This is a genomic window from Ancylomarina sp. 16SWW S1-10-2 (assembly GCF_009669305.1).
Classification (GTDB): domain Bacteria; phylum Bacteroidota; class Bacteroidia; order Bacteroidales; family Marinifilaceae; genus Ancylomarina.
This window is the reverse complement of sequence record NZ_SADB01000001.1, coordinates 220,800-236,082: the sequence shown is the minus strand read 5'-3', so window position 1 is coordinate 236,082 and position 15,283 is coordinate 220,800. Positions and strand designations below refer to the sequence as shown.

The window sequence follows — 15,283 nt, the reverse complement described above, 5'->3', positions numbered from 1 at the left end:
ATTAAATATCTAATTCTGATAAACGAATTGTGAAATAATCCTTAAATTTGATTTTCAATAAATAGAGAGTTATTAACCTTTAAAAGGTCAATTTTTCGACTAATCAAATTGTGTAATCAGTAGCGCGAAATTTAAATAATTTGTGCTAGGTAAAGATAAAATTAGATATTATGAGTTTAACAAAGAGTTCAAACCCGGCGTTTACAGATAAAATTTTCGCAAAAGCTAGTTATGGCACCTATCAGGATGTGATGACCGTAAGTGGAACCGTAAACAAGATTGCAATGATGTTGCTATTGGTAGTTGCATCAGCGAGCTACACATGGGGCATGTATTTTGAATCAGGACAAACTGCAGGTTTATCTGCTGCAATTATGCCTTGGATGATTGGTGGTGGTATTGCAGGTTTTGTTTTAGCCTTAGTTACCATTTTTAAACCTGTTTGGTCTCCATTCACAGCTCCTATTTATGCCGTTTGTGAAGGTTTATTTCTAGGTGGTTTGTCAGCAAGTTTTAATGCCATTTATCCTGGAATTGTAATGCAAGCTGTTGGTCTAACATTCGCCATTTTATTTATGATGCTATTTCTCTATAAATCAGGAATGATAAAAGTGACTAAGAAGTTTAGAACTGGAATTATTGCTGCTACTGGTGGAATTTGTATATTTTATGTTGCAACATGGATTTTAGGCATGTTTGGTATGAATATGGGATTTGCCTTTGGAAATAGCTTACTTAGTATTGGTATTAGTTTATTTGTTGTTGCTATTGCATCTTTAAACTTAGTATTAGATTTCGATTTCATAGAAAAAGGCGCTCAGAAAGGTGCTCCAAAATATATGGAATGGTATGGTGCTTTTGGTATTATGGTGACTTTAATTTGGTTATATCTTGAAATTCTTAGACTTTTGTCTAAGATCTCTAGTCGTAACTAAAAGATATTCATATTATCATTTTATAAAGCGTAACGATTAAATTATCAAATGAATATAATAGAAGTTGTAAGTAACAGTCAAAAGCAATTATTTTTAGATTTTGCTCGCAGGCTATATAAGAACGATCCTAATTTTGCTTGTCCTTTGGATGGTGAGATTAATGGGATTTTTGATCCTAAGGAGAATTCATTTTTCAAGCACGGTGAGGCTATTCGTTGGATTTTAACCGACGATTCAGGTCAAGTGATTGGACGTATTGCAGCTTTTATAAATACCAGTAAGGCTTATAGTTTTGATCAGCCGACTGGTGGATGTGGCTTCTTTGAATGTATAGATAATAAAGAGGCCGCCTTTCTGCTTTTTGATACGACTAAAGCGTGGTTGAAAGAAAGAGGAATGGAAGCGATGGATGGCCCTATCAATTTTGGAGAAAATGATAATTTTTGGGGTTTATTAGTCGATGGTTTTAAACCTCAAGGATATGGTATGCCATACAATAAAGCTTATTATCAAGCCTTTTTTGAGTCCTATGGTTTTAAAGTTTTCTTTGAGCAGTATAGTTATCACGTAGATAGAACAAAACCTTTTCCTGAACGATTTCAAAAAATTGCAGATTGGATTTCAAAGAAACCTGGTTTTGAATTTGAACATTTTAAATTCTCCAAATCCGAGAAATATATTAGTGATATTATTGAGGTGTATAATGAGGCATGGAGGTTTCATGACAATTTTACTCCCATTGATATTGAAGATATCCGTAAAATGGTTCGAGAAGGTAAAGGTATTCTTGAGGAAGATTTTATTTGGTTTGCATATCATGATGGAAAACCTATTGGTTTCTTTGTGGCAATGCCCGATATCAATCAGATTTTAAGAAAGATGAATGGAAAACTTGATTTTTGGAATAAGTTGAAGTTCTTATATCTGCTTAAGCGTAAAACGATTACTCGAACTCGTATTACTGTTATGGGTGTTTTGCCAAGATATCAGCGATTCGGAATTGAATCAGCTATTTTCTTGAAGATGGATAAAGCAATTAAAGCGAAGAAACAATATACCGAAGTAGAATTGTCTTGGGTAGGTGACTTTAACCCTAAAATGATATCTATTTATGAGTCTGCTGGTGGGGTTCGAGAGAAAACGCATTATACTTATAGATATCTTTTTGATAGGAATGCACCCTTTAAAAGAACACCTATTATCCCTCTGGAAAACAGAGGAACTAAGAGATCTAAAGAATAAATGCAATAAAAGTTATATTCTTTGGTGATTTCTTTGCAAAATAAATTACAATATTTACCTTTGCAGCTCATTGGAAGAAGATTATAAGAAATTTTAAAGAGAATAAGATGAAACAAGGAATACATCCGGAAAACTACCGTTTGGTAGCTTTTAAAGACATGTCGAATGATACTGTTTTTATCACTAAGTCAACTGCTAAAACAAAGGAGACTATTGAGATTGAAAACGTAGAGTATCCACTATTGAAACTTGAGATCTCTAACACATCTCACCCTTTCTATACTGGTAAAATGACTCTAATTGATACTGCAGGACGTATCGATAAGTTTAAGAATAAATACAAAAATCACCTTAAGAAATAATCTTAAAGTGTCTTTTAGAATACAAAAAGCTCCGATTTATCGGAGCTTTTTTTATTTTTGATGATCTAAATGAAAATAAAACAAGCTATGAACTATATTCTTTTTGATAATGAGAGCTGGCAGAATTTTTTGCCATTAACTTTTACAAGACCTATTTCTGAAATAAGATTGGGAATTTTGAAGATTTCGGAGAAGTGGAATAAGTATCTAAATCAGGATATTTCCTATATGACCCAAGATTACCTTTCAACAAAATATTTGAAGAAGGTTGCTTCCGATAATATCTTAATAAATAGTTGTGTTCTTCCAAATAAAGGGCTTGTTGAAGCAATAAACTCATTATCGGTAGGGCAAATTTTAGTTCACGATGGTATTTTAATAGCAGCATTTGTTAATCAAGATAAGTTAGATGGCTTTGATGTTTCTTTGCCAGATTATTCTGAGAAAATCGTTTTTGAAGGGGATTTGTTACGAATCGAAAAGAGCTATGATATTTTTCAATTAAACGATAAGGCGCTTCGCGGTGATTTTGAATTGCTAACAGCAGGACGAAAATCACAGCCAATTAGTAAAACAGTAAATGTTCTTGGAGAGGAAAATATTTTTCTTGAAGAGGGAGCAAAAGTTGAGTTTGCAACTTTAAATGCGAATGAAGGTCCAATTTATATTGGTAAAGATGCCGAAATTATGGAAGGTGCTTTAGTTCGTGGCCCATTGGCTATGTGTGAGCATTCGGTACTTAAGTTGGGAGCAAAAGTATATGGCGCAACAACTCTAGGTCCTCATTGTAAGTCTGGTGGCGAGTTGAGTAATGTTGTTTTCTTTGGTTTTGCCAATAAAGCTCACGATGGATTTTTGGGGAATGCAGTGATTGGAGAATGGTGTAATATTGGTGCCGATACCAATAATTCAAACCTTAAAAACAACTATTCTGAGGTGAAACTTTGGGATTATAAATCAAATCGATTTGCCAAGACTGGGCTTCAGTTTTGTGGTACAATTATGGGCGATCATTCTAAATGTGGTATTAACACCATGTTGAATACCGGAACTGTAATTGGTGTTAGCGCCAATGTATATGGAGCTGGGTTTCCACGTAATTTTATTCCATCTTTTTCAATGGGAGGTAATCATGGTTTTGTCGAATATCGACTTAAGGCTGTGCACGAAGTGGCTCAACTTGTTATGCAACGTAGAGGCTTAGAATTCGATGAGGTAGAGCAGAATATTATAGATCATGTTTTTGAGCTAACTGCAAAATACCGTAAATCTTTCTAGTCATTTATTTCTTGGCATAGGTATTGCCTACTAATTGTGAAGTATATAAATAAAGTAAGATTGCGTCATTATGTCATAATTTGAGTAATGGGATGGTGTTCTTACATTAATTGACAGAAATAAGATTAATATGAGTAGTAAGATAGAAATCAATATAGGAAGCATGGGTTTAACGAATGCGATGGATGAGGACTCTGATTTTATTCCAATTATAGCGGATGAAGATGAAAGTGCCATCGATGAGTTCGTAGTGCCTGACAGTTTGCCAATTTTACCTCTTCGAAATACAGTGCTTTTCCCAGGTGTGGTTATTCCAATCACTGTTGGACGAGAAAAATCATTGAAACTTGTACGTGAAGTTTATGCGAATAAAGGTCTTTTAGGAGCTGTTTCACAAATCGACTATGAGGTTGAAGAGCCTGAAGTTGATGATATGAACAAAATTGGTACGGTTGCCCAAATCATTAAGATTTTGGAAATGCCTGACGGAACCACTACGGTTATTTTGCAAGGTAAAAAGCGTTTTGAGATTGAAGAAATGATCTCTACAGAACCTTATCATGTTGCAAAAATAAAAACCCTTAAAGATATTCGTCCTGAAAAAGAGGATAATGAATTTAAAGCGCTTGTTGGATCAATTAAAGATATCGCTATTAAGGTGATTAAATTGACTCCTCAGCTTCCTAATGAAGCAACATTTGCCATTAAAAATATTGAGGGTTCATCATTCTTAATCAACTTTATTTCTAGTAATTCAGAAATGAAATTGAGTAAGAAACAGGGACTTCTTGAGATAGATACTTTGCAAGGTAGAGCTATGAAACTTTTAAAAGTTTTATCGGCAGAAGTACAAATCTTAGAATTGAAGGATGATATTCAATCTAAGGTGAAGACTGATATGGATCAGCAACAACGTGAATATTTGTTGCATCAGCAAATGAAAACCATTCAAGATGAACTAGGAGGAAATCCGGGTGAAGAGGATGTGATGGAGCTAGAAGGTAAGGCTCTTGAAAAACTTTGGAGTGATGATGTTGCTGAAGTTTTCGAAAAAGAATTGAAAAAATTACAGCGATTAAATCCTCAAGCTGCTGAATATTCAGTTCAACTGAATTATTTACAGGAGATGACTGATTTGCCTTGGAATGAATTTACCAAGGATAATTTCGATTTGAAGAATGCTCAATCCGTTTTAGATTCTGATCATTTTGGTTTGGAAAAAGTGAAAGATCGTATTATTGAGCACTTAGCTGTATTGAAGCTAAAAGGTGATTTAAAATCGCCAATCTTGTGTTTATACGGCCCTCCAGGGGTTGGTAAAACATCGTTGGGTAAGTCAATAGCAAAAGCTCTTGATAGAAAATACATAAGAATGTCGTTGGGTGGTTTGCACGATGAAGCAGAAATTCGCGGACATAGAAAAACATATATTGGTGCAATGCCAGGTCGAATTATTCAGGGAATAAAGAAAGCTAAATCGTCGAATCCAGTTTTTATTTTGGATGAGATTGATAAGGTTGGTTCTGATCATAGAGGCGATCCATCATCTGCTTTATTAGAGGTTTTAGATCCAGAGCAAAATAGTTCTTTCCACGATAATTACCTTGATGTAGATTTCGATTTGTCTAAAGTCATGTTTATCGCCACAGCGAATAACGTGGGTGCCATTGAAGCGCCTCTTCGCGACCGTATGGAGATGATCGATGTGAGTGGTTATATTACTGAGGAGAAAACTGAGATTGGAAAACGTCACTTAATCCCTAAGCAATTAAAAAATCATGGATTGACTAAGAAGGATGTGACTATTTCGAATGATGTGATTGTTCATATTATTGAGAACTATACACGTGAATCGGGTGTTCGTGGTTTAGATCAGAAACTTGCCAAGCTAATGCGTGGTGTTGCTAAGAAAGTAGCTATGGAAGATACTTACGAAAAAGCAATAAAAGTTGAAGATTTAAAAGAATATTTAGGTGCAGAACTTTTCAATCGCGATAAATATCAGGGTAACGAGTTTGCAGGTGTTGTAACTGGTTTAGCTTGGACATCGGTAGGTGGTGAGATTCTTTATGTAGAGTCGAGTTTAAGTCCAGGTAAAGGTAAATTAACCCTTACTGGTAATCTTGGTGATGTGATGAAAGAATCAGCTCTATTGGCTCAAGAATATCTTAGAGCTCATGCTGCGAAGTTAGATATCGATCAAGAGGCTTTCGATAAGTGGAATCTTCATGTTCATGTTCCAGAAGGTGCTATTCCAAAGGATGGCCCATCGGCAGGTGTGACTATGATTACGTCTATTGCTTCAGCTTTTACGCAACGTAAAGTGAGGAAAAACTTAGCTATGACGGGTGAAATTACCTTACGTGGTAAAGTATTGCCTGTAGGTGGCGTGCGTGAGAAAATTTTGGCTGCTAAACGAGCTGGAATTAAAGAAATTATTCTTTGTCACGAGAACGAAAGAGATATTGATGAGATTAAGCCAATTTATTTGAAAGGTTTAAAATTCCATTATGTAGAAGATGTGATGGATGTTCTTGATATTGCTTTGATGAAGCAAAAGGTTAAGGATTTTATAAAAATATAAATTCAATATTCTGACTTAAAGAATAAATTGAATTGTAATGAGTTTCTTTAGGGGCTATCGATGAAAATTGATAGCCCCTAATTTGTTCTAGATAATCGATTGCCAAATATTTTTGTTAATTTTAATCAAATAAAACGTGTAAAAATTCGCTTCTTTGTATTTATATACAATGATTATTACTGTAAAATGAATGTCCGACTTATGAACGAGAAAGGAAAATATTATTTAGCTGCTGCGAGTTTACTTCTTTTAGCTATATTATTTTGGTATTTCAGTGCCATTTTTGCTTATATCGGAATTGCTGTTGTCCTTTCTTTTATAGGACGTCCAGTGGTTGGGTTTCTTAATAAAATGAAGATTAAGGGTCGTAAAATTCCTTCAGGTGCTTCGGCTGGTTTAACTTTGGCTTTACTTTGGTTTATAATGGTTGTGTTTTTTCGAACTTTTATTCCAATGGTTGCAGAGGAAGCAAAGCAATTGTCGGATATCGACGTGCAATCTGCCGTACGAAGTTTAGACGAGCCTATTAGAGCTATTGAAGCTTTCGTATCGAAATATTCTGCTGAGGGCGATGATTTTAAAGTCCAGGCTTTAATTACCAATAACCTTTCTTCTATTCTTCAATTTTCTGATATTTCATCCATCTTTGGTTCTCTTGCAGGAACTCTGGGAGGCTTATTTATTGGCCTATTTTCAATCTCTTTTATTACATTTTTCTTTCTAAAGGATAGTAGTCTTTTTGTTGATTCATTGGTTTTATTTGTTCCTACAAAGAGTGAAGAAGGTGTTCGTCATGTTCTCGATTCAATAAAGAATTTATTGATGCGTTACTTTGTAGGCCTCTTCTTCGAAGTAATTCTTGTGGGTACAATGGTAACTGTAGGTTTAACGATTGTAGGTATGGGATTCAGTCATGCCGTTGTCATCGGTTTATTTGCAGGCTTAATTAATGTAATTCCTTATATCGGACCAATTATTGGAACCCTATTTGGTTTAATTATTGGTATTGCAACAAACCTAGGTGCTGATTTTTATGTCGAAGTTGTTCCTTTATTAGGTTATACAGCTCTTGTGTTCTTAATCGTTCAGATGATTGATAATATCCTTTTTCAACCACTTATTTACTCAAATAGTGTGAACGCACACCCACTTGAAATCTTCTTGGTTATTCTATTAGCAGGTTCTATGGCGGGTATTTTAGGTATGATGCTAGCGATACCAGCTTACACCATTTTCCGTGTTATTGCCAAAGAATTTTTCAATAAATATCGCTTTGTTAAGAAGTTGACGGAGAAGATATAAGTTTTGATATTTAAATTTAGTTGTAACCAATATAATGAAACCATTACTTGAGATAGATTATAAGAATATAGACATAGAGGATTTGATAGAGATATTTAGTCAAAGCATACTTGGACATACAAGACCATTATTTAGAGATTTTTCATCGAAAGCTTTTTTTAGGGCAAGGAAAATTAATGGTGTTAAAGATGACGAATTAGAAAAGACTAAATCTATTTGGTATCCCGATTGGTCTGAAATCAAACCAGAACATTACACATATAATCGTTGTTCTAACAAGGGAGAAAATTTCTTTTATGCATCAAATTCTATAGAAGCAACAGTAAGAGAAATGAATCTTGTAGATGGAGATCGTCTGTTGATAGGTATTTTTAAGCCAAATAACTCTAATGTTATTATTCCATCGCAATTTGCAGGTATTGAAAAGATTAAAAAGGCAGAAACTTTTGAGAGAATTCTGTCGAATCATAAATATAGAAGTGTAAAAGATATGGAATTTGAAGAATGGATTGCATCATTCTTTGAAAAAAAAGTGTCTTTGGGTGACGAATGTTTTTATAAAACATGTATTGCATTTAGTAAAATATTATTGAGTTCTGAAGATACTAAATGTTTAATTTATCCCAGTGTAGCGAGTAATTCTCAATTTGTGAATTTTGGAATTAAACCCGATTTTGTTGATGAATTTTTGTGGTGTGATCAAGCCTTTATTTACAATGTTTTGGTAGAAGATAATCTGCTGAGCTTGATACCAGAAAAATATTCAAGTTCTGAGGTTAATTTTGATAGCCATCCGAAAAATTGGAATCTAAATTGGAAAGAAAATACTCAAATGATAAAACTGAATGGGGTTAAAGTATATGGTTTGTAAATCTAAATTTTCATGTGTAGTAATGAGTTGTTTGATAGATAACTTTTAAAAATATAGATTTTGAATTTATATTCTAAACGATTAATAACAACAGAATGAATGCGAAATTAAATTTTTGGTATTTTATTATTTCGATAGTTGCCTTATTGTTAATACTAATTCTTGATAAATTATTCTTGATTAAATTTGATATAAACCTATATCTCATCATTATACCTTCATCAATAGTTGCAATTTTGAATTATATAGGCATTCTCTTACAAAGAAAAAATTATGAACGGGCTAACAAAAGTTAGAGTTCATAAAAGGACACATATAACAAAGGCTGTTTCAATCGAAACAACCTTTTCTATTTAATTCAACTTGTTAACAATAATTTTGTGTAAAGACCTCTATAAGTCATTGTTTATAGCTATTTTGATGAAAAGGGCTCAAAATAAGGAAGGTCGTTAACATCCGTTAAAGGCTTCACTAATGGCTTGGTGGAGTAAATAACATGTGTTGAAGCCTCCAAAAAGAGTTTAGTCGAGCAATTAATGTTTGTTAATTGCTTCCCTAAGCAAAAAGAGGCTCATTAACATGTGTTGAAGCCTCGAAAAAGGGCTTTGTCGATCAATTAATATGTGTTAATGCCTAGTTAGATGTAAAATGGCCCATTATAGTTTTATAATGAGCCAAATACATATATTGCGAGAAGTAGATTTTATTCTACAGCTTTCTCATCGCTATTTCTATCGAGTAAAGCTTGTGGTAGTTTCTTTTTTACTTTAGCACCAAGTGTTCTAATTTTTTCAGCACGACCAACAAGATTTCCAGAGCCTGAAGTTAGTTTTTTCATCGACTTTTGATAAGTTTCATTAGACTTGTCCATTTGTTTTCCTAAATCGATTAAATCTTCTACAAAACCAACAAACTTATCGTAAAGCGCACCACCTTGGCGAGCAATTTCCATTACATTTTTGTTCTGATTTTCTTGTTTCCAAATAGATGAAATAGTCCGAAGTGTAGCCAATAGAGTAGAAGGACTCACAACCACAATTTTGTTATCCCAAGCGTATCCGAAAAGTTCCTGATCGGCTTGTACCGCAAGTGCAAATGATGATTCAATAGGTACAAACATCAATACAAAATCAGGTGTATTTAACGATGCTGAACTTTGATAATGCTTATCGGCTAAGCCTTTTATATGTGCTTTGAATGAGGCGATATGCTCTTTTTGGAAGATTTCTCGTTCTTTGTCATTGTTGGCATTTACAAATCTTTCGTAGGCAACCAATGAAACCTTAGAATCTACAATAATATGTTTTTCTTCGGGTAGACGAATAATTACATCAGGACGAATCGCTTGTCCGTCGTCATTCTTCATGGCAACTTCTCTATCGTATTCCTGCCCTTTGGTTAAACCCGATCTTTCAAGGATTCTCTCAAGAACCACTTCGCCCCAATTGCCTTGTTTTTTAACATCACCTTTAAGGGCCTTGGTTAGGTTATTGGCTTCGTCAGATATCTTTGTATTTAGGTCGTAAAGTTTTCTCACTTCTTCGCGCAAACTAATCTTATCTCGTAATTCTTTATCGTAAGTTTCTTCAACCTTCTTCTCAAATGAAATCAATTTCTCCTTTATGGGGCTTAAAATGGCATCCATATTCTTCTGGTTCGAAGATGTGAATTCTTTTGAATTTTCCTTCAGAATTTTATTGGCAATGTTTTCAAAATCAGTGGTAAATCGTTTTTGTAGTTCTTCAAGTTCTTTTTTCTGAGTATTCAGTTTCTCTTCCAAATTTATACGCTCCGTTGTCGAAATGGAAACTGAACGGTTCAGTTTTTCATTTTTGTCTCTTTCTGTTGCTAGCTCCGTTTGGAGTTCATGCTTTTCAGATTGAAGGTTGTTAGCTCTTTCTTCAAATCTCATTTTAGTTTGATTCAGCTCACCCTTTTCGAGAATAAAAGCATTCTCTTTTTTTAAAAGTTCTTCGCGATGCGATGCTGCGACTGTATTTAATTTTTTTCTTAAAATGAGCCAAGCAATGAGCATTCCAAGTAGAAATCCGATTGCAATATATAAATAGACCATAAAAGCGTATTTTTTATAGAAATTGAAGCGAGGAGTGATGATGAAATAACATTAAGCTTCTGGTTTTTCAAAGTTCAAGAGTTCCATTTTTTCACCATCAAAAACCGCATAGGTGAAATGAGAAATCCAATCACCGGTATTAATGTAACGAGCACCTTTGTCAAGCTCTATATTCGAAGGCCAATGGCGATGTCCAAAAATAAAGTAGTCGAAATATTCCTCTTTAAGTACATCATTGGCAAAAAGAACTAGCCATTCTTTATCGGTTCCCCTAAATTGATCAGCTTCAACTTTTCCATCGCTCAAACGACTGTGCGAAGACCATTTATAGGCTATCCCAATTGCAAAGTTAGGGTGTAATCGGGCAAAGCACCACTGCAAAAACTTATTGGTAAATATCTTTTTCAGCATCTTATAGCCCTTGTCGTAAGGCCCAAGACCATCACCATGAGCTAAAAAGAATTTTTTACCTTCTATTTCTGTTTTTACTAGGTCGTGATGAACGATAACACCAAGTTCTTTTGGGAGGTAATCGAAAACCCAAATGTCGTGATTACCAGTAAAGAAATGAACCTCAATTCCTGAATCACATATCTCAGCAAGTTTTCCAAAAAATCTGGTGAAACCTCGCGGTACAACTCTTTTATATTCGAACCAGAAATCGAAAATATCCCCCATTAAATAAATGGCCTTGGCATCATCCTTCACTTGATCGAGCCATTTTACAAACAACTTTTCGCGCTGAAGGTTGTTGTTTAAAGCTGGAGCTCCTAAGTGAACGTCAGATGCAAAATATATTTTTTTTCTAGTTGTCATATGTGTTTTTAGATTAAGTTTAGAGTCTAGATTATTGTAATATCTAGACTCTAAATAATATTTTTATTTGATGTAATCAGCAACTTTTTCTTCAAGAGCTAATCCATAAAGGTTTTTTCCAACGAATTTTCCTTCTTTGCTAATAATATAATTTGCAGGAATTTGTTTTACATTATAGGTGCTTAAAGCAATAGAGCTTCCATTTGTAGGCTCACAAACGTTAGTCCAGTTCAAGTCATCTTGCTTAATAGCTTGTTTCCAAAGTTTTTCATTTGTATCAACAGAAACGTGATAAATAACTAAACCCTTATTTTTGTATTTTGCATAGATTTTTTTCAAGGTCCTGTTTAGTTTTCTTGAAGCTGGATTTTGTGAAGCCCAAAAACTTAAGATGATAACTTTCCCATTAAATGAGTTTAGGTTAACTTCCTTCCCTTCAGTGTTTTTTAGGTTTAAGTTAGGGTAGTTAGATCCTTGTTCTTTAATTAATTTCTGAAGTTTAAAATTTGTTAGATTTTGTTCCATCTCCTTAAGGTTGGCTAATACCGCTTTAGTGTACTCATGCTCGGGGTAAAGCGCTCTCATTGATGAAGCAACAACTTTTGCAAACTTAATGTCACTGTTCTCATTTAAAGCGTACGTGTTCTTATCGATTTTTTGATAAAGAGCCAAGTAACTTGAAAGTGAAGTGGCATTTTTCATAATGAAGTTTGTCGAGAATTCTCTTTGATCTTGTATCAGCTCAACATATTTAGCTATTAAGTTTTGAGATATGCTAGAGTAATTTATGTCCGATTTTTTTTCTTCCAATTGTTTTCTGATAACTGCAATACTATCTTTTGTTTCCTTAAGCTTATCGTTAAGATCTTTGACTAATGCCGAACCTGTTGAACCCGATACGGTGTAAGCACGACTCATATGTGTCGAAATCGAGTTGACTTCAATTTTTTCATCCGGATTTGCAAGAAGTGTAATTAATTTACCGTTCGATAAACGTAAAAGGTAGAAACCTGGTTCTGTTGATTTTGTTTTAAAACGAAAATCACCATCCTTGTCAAGCTTAACCGAATCAATTGTCTCTGCACTCGCAGTATGAAGTTTGTCAAGGTAAAGTGTAATGCCATCACCTTTTTGGATGCGTCCTTTAATTTTAACAGTAGGTTCTTGATTACATGCAAACAAAAGTAAAAGTGGAAGTACGAACAGTAGTTTCTTCATTGTTTTTAGTTTTTACGTCTTTTAAAGATAGTTTATTTGTTAGTTAACAGGTTAATGTCGATTAATCTATATCTGCCATTCATATCTAATAAGGCTATATTGTTAAAAATCTTGATATAGTAATTAAAGCCGAAAATAGTAATAATTTCCTGTATTAACACTCAAAATTAGTGAACAGATTGAGTCTTTAATCATATAAAATATAAGTTTTGATCATGAAAATTTATCTTGAAAGATTCGGTTGACTAAATTATTAAGTTTAAATTTATTAAGTCTGAAGTTCAAAATCAATACTAAGGTTCTATGCAAGAAGGCGTAACAAAACGGAAATTTGGAACAGCACCTGTTTTTTTTACAGCCATATCTACTATTTTAGGAGCTGTTTTATTCCTGAGATTTGGTTATGCTGTTGGGAGTTTAGGTTTTTGGGGTGTTATTCTAATTATTATACTAGGACATTTAGTGACTATCCCTACAGCTTTTGCTATTTCCGAACTAGCAACTAACAAACGGGTAGAAGGTGGTGGAGAATATTTTATTATATCGCGCTCATTTGGTTTAAATATTGGAGCGACTATTGGTATGGCTTTATTCTTTTCTCAGGCTATTTCCGTTGCTTTTTATGTTATTGCTTTCACCGAAGCTTTTGAGCCCGTTTTTAATTGGGTGTTGTCAACTTACGATTTGACCTTGCCTAGACAGGTTATTTCTGTTCCAGCTATGTTGATTTTATCTTTTCTGATTTTAAAAAAAGGAGCTAATCTTGGTGTTAAGGTGCTTTACTTTGTTGTAGCTATTCTTTTTGTTTCTCTTGTTCTATTTTTCCTTGGCGATACGGCGCATGCTTCAGTTTCCAATTTTTCTTTGTTTAATGCTGAGTTTCGAAATACAGATCAATTTTTTGTGGTTTTTGCCATTGTTTTTCCTGCATTTACTGGAATAACCGCAGGGGTTGGACTTTCGGGTGATCTTAAAAATCCCGCTAAATCTATTCCTTGGGGAACTACAGCAGCCACTTTTATTGGTATGATTATTTATGTTTTGGTTATCTACAAACTGGCTCAATACGCCAGTGTGCAAGATTTATTAGACCATCAGCTAATCATGAGCCAAATTGCACTTGGAGGTGCTATTTTTATTCCCTTAGGTTTAGCAGCTTCAACCATTTCATCAGCACTTGGGTCGGTTATGGTTGCACCAAGAACATTGCAGGCTCTTTCGGTTGATAAGTCCTTACCATCATTAGCACTAAATAGGTGGTTAGCTAAAGGACGCGAAAAAGATGGCGAACCTATAAATGCTTCCTTGGTAACATGCATCATTGCCATGTTCTTTGTTTTCCTGGGTGATATTAATGCTGTAGCTGGTATTATATCTATGTTTTTTATGGTGACTTATGGGGCACTTTGTTTAATTTCTTTTCTGAATCATTTTGGATCATCGCCAAGTTATAGACCATCATTTAAATCGAAATGGTATTTGTCTATTTTAGGATTTATAGTTTCCGTTATAGTCATGTTTAAGATTAGTACTCCATATGCTTTATTGGCTATTGCTTTAATGATTTTAACTTATTTATACATCAATTCATATCATAAGGATAGACATGGTTTGGCGTCCATATTTTTGAACTCATTGTATCAGTTAAATCGAAACGTACAGGTTTTTTTGCAAAAAGCAGGGAAAAAGCGTGTGCAAGAATGGAGACCCAGTGCCATTTGTATCTCTAAAGATTCTTTTGAGCGGGATACGGCTTTTAAATTATTGAATTGGATTGCCTATAAGTATGGTTTTGGAACATATTTACATCGTATCGAAGGTTACTATTCTAAAGCTACGCACGAACAAGCTAAGCAGGAACTTGACCTATTGGTAAGACGGTCAGAAAATCTAGAAAATCATGTTTTTGTTGATACAATCATATCTCCTTCGTACACTTCGGCTATTGCGCAGGCTATTCAATTGCCTGGGGTTGCTGGCATGGAGAATAATATGGTCATATTCGAGTTTGATAAAGATAGAATTGAAACCCTGGACGAAATTCTCGAAAATTATGCCCTCGCTAATGCTGGTGATTTTGATTTCTGTGTTTTAGCTTCATCAAATCGTCGTTTTAATACAAATTTTGATATTCATATTTGGATTAAACCAAGCGATGCCGATAATGCCAATTTGATGATTTTATTAAGCTTTATTATTGCTGGACATCCCGATTGGAAAAAATCAGATATTAAAATTTTTAATATCTGCAAGGCTTTCCAAGCAGAGGAGGTTAGAGCAAGTCTTGATGAAATGATTGCCTCTGGTCGAATGCCAATTAGAAGAACTAATGTTCAAGTTTTGATTGAGCAAGAAAATGTTGCACCTAAGGATATGATTAATGAAAAATCGGAGAATGCAGGGCTAACTTTGATCGGTTTTAGAGGTGATATAATTAAGCATGAAGGTGCCGAAACATTTAAAGGTTACGATAATCTTGGTCATATTTTGTTTGTGAATGCTAATTCGAAGAAAGAAATTGAATAGCTGTTAATTTTAGATCTGTAACTTTTCTGATCTATTAAAAATATTTAAAGCTGCACTCATCTATTTTTAAAGATT

11 protein-coding genes are annotated in these 15,283 nt (G+C 34.1%); 8 read left to right on the top strand and 3 right to left on the bottom strand.

Annotated elements, in window-relative coordinates:
- The first annotated feature begins 170 nt into the window (after window positions 1–170).
- The 7 genes from EMN46_RS01090 to EMN46_RS01060 all read left to right on the top strand — a co-directional run bounded on the left by EMN46_RS01090 (window position 171) and on the right by EMN46_RS01060 (window position 8,574).
- On the top strand, window positions 171–935 hold the full coding sequence (locus tag EMN46_RS01090; protein WP_154198822.1) for a Bax inhibitor-1/YccA family protein: 765 nt from the start codon (window positions 171–173) through the stop codon (window positions 933–935).
- A gap of 48 nt (window positions 936–983) precedes the next feature.
- Entirely contained in the window at window positions 984–2,177 is a 1,194-nt protein-coding gene (locus EMN46_RS01085) for a GNAT family N-acetyltransferase (protein WP_195715152.1), read from the top strand.
- Between the two features lie 107 nt (window positions 2,178–2,284).
- A complete protein-coding gene (locus EMN46_RS01080) occupies window positions 2,285–2,539 on the top strand; it encodes a type B 50S ribosomal protein L31 (RefSeq protein ID WP_154198821.1) in 255 nt (84 codons plus the stop codon).
- 87 nt (window positions 2,540–2,626) lie between these two features.
- A complete protein-coding gene (locus EMN46_RS01075) occupies window positions 2,627–3,817 on the top strand; it encodes a GlmU family protein (RefSeq protein ID WP_154198820.1) in 1,191 nt (396 codons plus the stop codon).
- Between the two features lie 130 nt (window positions 3,818–3,947).
- Entirely contained in the window at window positions 3,948–6,401 is a 2,454-nt protein-coding gene (lon, locus tag EMN46_RS01070; RefSeq protein WP_154198819.1) for an endopeptidase La, read from the top strand.
- Window positions 6,402–6,602: 201 nt separating this feature from the next.
- Window positions 6,603–7,703: an AI-2E family transporter gene (locus EMN46_RS01065; protein WP_154198818.1), complete on the top strand. Its 1,101-nt coding sequence runs from the start codon at window positions 6,603–6,605 to the stop codon at window positions 7,701–7,703.
- A 34-nt stretch (window positions 7,704–7,737) separates the two neighbouring features.
- Complete coding sequence (locus EMN46_RS01060) at window positions 7,738–8,574, top strand: hypothetical protein (protein WP_154198817.1); 837 nt, start codon at window positions 7,738–7,740, stop codon at window positions 8,572–8,574.
- 703 nt (window positions 8,575–9,277) lie between these two features.
- On the opposite strand, the gene rmuC is transcribed toward EMN46_RS01060, so the two are convergent.
- From rmuC to EMN46_RS01045, 3 genes are all read right to left on the bottom strand, one after another.
- A complete protein-coding gene (rmuC, locus tag EMN46_RS01055) occupies window positions 9,278–10,648 on the bottom strand; it encodes a DNA recombination protein RmuC (RefSeq protein WP_154198816.1) in 1,371 nt (456 codons plus the stop codon).
- A 51-nt stretch (window positions 10,649–10,699) separates the two neighbouring features.
- On the bottom strand, window positions 10,700–11,464 hold the full coding sequence (locus tag EMN46_RS01050; RefSeq protein WP_154198815.1) for a UDP-2,3-diacylglucosamine diphosphatase: 765 nt from the start codon (window positions 11,462–11,464) through the stop codon (window positions 10,700–10,702).
- Between the two features lie 63 nt (window positions 11,465–11,527).
- Window positions 11,528–12,682, bottom strand: coding sequence for a TlpA disulfide reductase family protein (locus tag EMN46_RS01045; RefSeq protein ID WP_154198814.1), 1,155 nt, complete (start codon window positions 12,680–12,682; stop codon window positions 11,528–11,530).
- A 303-nt stretch (window positions 12,683–12,985) separates the two neighbouring features.
- On the opposite strand from EMN46_RS01045, the gene EMN46_RS01040 reads away from it, so the two are divergent.
- A complete protein-coding gene (locus tag EMN46_RS01040) occupies window positions 12,986–15,208 on the top strand; it encodes an amino acid permease (protein ID WP_154198813.1) in 2,223 nt (740 codons plus the stop codon).
- Window positions 15,209–15,283 lie beyond the last annotated feature (75 nt).

Excerpts from the sequence above, each read along its gene's own strand:
- EMN46_RS01090 (WP_154198822.1), top strand. The coding sequence starts at position 171 with ATGAGTTTAACAAAGAGTTCAAACCCGGCGTTTACAGATAAAATTTTC.
- EMN46_RS01060 (WP_154198817.1), top strand. The coding sequence starts at position 7,738 with ATGAAACCATTACTTGAGATAGATTATAAGAATATAGACATAGAGGAT.
- EMN46_RS01040 (WP_154198813.1), top strand. The coding sequence starts at position 12,986 with ATGCAAGAAGGCGTAACAAAACGGAAATTTGGAACAGCACCTGTTTTT.
- EMN46_RS01075 (WP_154198820.1), top strand. The coding sequence starts at position 2,627 with ATGAACTATATTCTTTTTGATAATGAGAGCTGGCAGAATTTTTTGCCA.
- EMN46_RS01050 (WP_154198815.1), bottom strand. The coding sequence starts at position 11,464 with ATGACAACTAGAAAAAAAATATATTTTGCATCTGACGTTCACTTAGGA.
- EMN46_RS01065 (WP_154198818.1), top strand. The coding sequence starts at position 6,603 with ATGAACGAGAAAGGAAAATATTATTTAGCTGCTGCGAGTTTACTTCTT.
- EMN46_RS01085 (WP_195715152.1), top strand. The coding sequence starts at position 984 with ATGAATATAATAGAAGTTGTAAGTAACAGTCAAAAGCAATTATTTTTA.
- rmuC (WP_154198816.1), bottom strand. The coding sequence starts at position 10,648 with ATGGTCTATTTATATATTGCAATCGGATTTCTACTTGGAATGCTCATT.
- lon (WP_154198819.1), top strand. The coding sequence starts at position 3,948 with ATGAGTAGTAAGATAGAAATCAATATAGGAAGCATGGGTTTAACGAAT.
- EMN46_RS01045 (WP_154198814.1), bottom strand. The coding sequence starts at position 12,682 with ATGAAGAAACTACTGTTCGTACTTCCACTTTTACTTTTGTTTGCATGT.
- EMN46_RS01080 (WP_154198821.1), top strand. The coding sequence starts at position 2,285 with ATGAAACAAGGAATACATCCGGAAAACTACCGTTTGGTAGCTTTTAAA.